This is a genomic window from Vibrio sp. OPT18, from assembly GCF_015163615.1.
GTDB classification, from domain to species: domain Bacteria; phylum Pseudomonadota; class Gammaproteobacteria; order Enterobacterales; family Vibrionaceae; genus Vibrio; species Vibrio coralliirubri.
The window spans coordinates 1-204 of sequence record NZ_JADDYK010000080.1; the positions used below are offsets into that span (position 1 = coordinate 1).

Sequence of the window (204 nt, forward strand, 5' to 3'; positions counted from 1 at the left end):
AAATGAATTGACGGGGGCCCGCACAAGCGGTGGAGCATGTGGTTTAATTCGATGCAACGCGAAGAACCTTACCTACTCTTGACATCCAGAGAAGCCAGTGGAGACACAGGTGTGCCTTCGGGAGCTCTGAGACAGGTGCTGCATGGCTGTCGTCAGCTCGTGTTGTGAAATGTTGGGTTAAGTCCCGCAACGAGCGCAACCCTT

At 53.9% G+C, this 204-nt stretch carries 1 rRNA gene; it reads left to right on the forward strand.

Annotated features, from left to right (window positions below):
* Positions 1–204, forward strand: a 16S ribosomal RNA gene (locus IQQ51_RS27970); the annotation flags it as partial.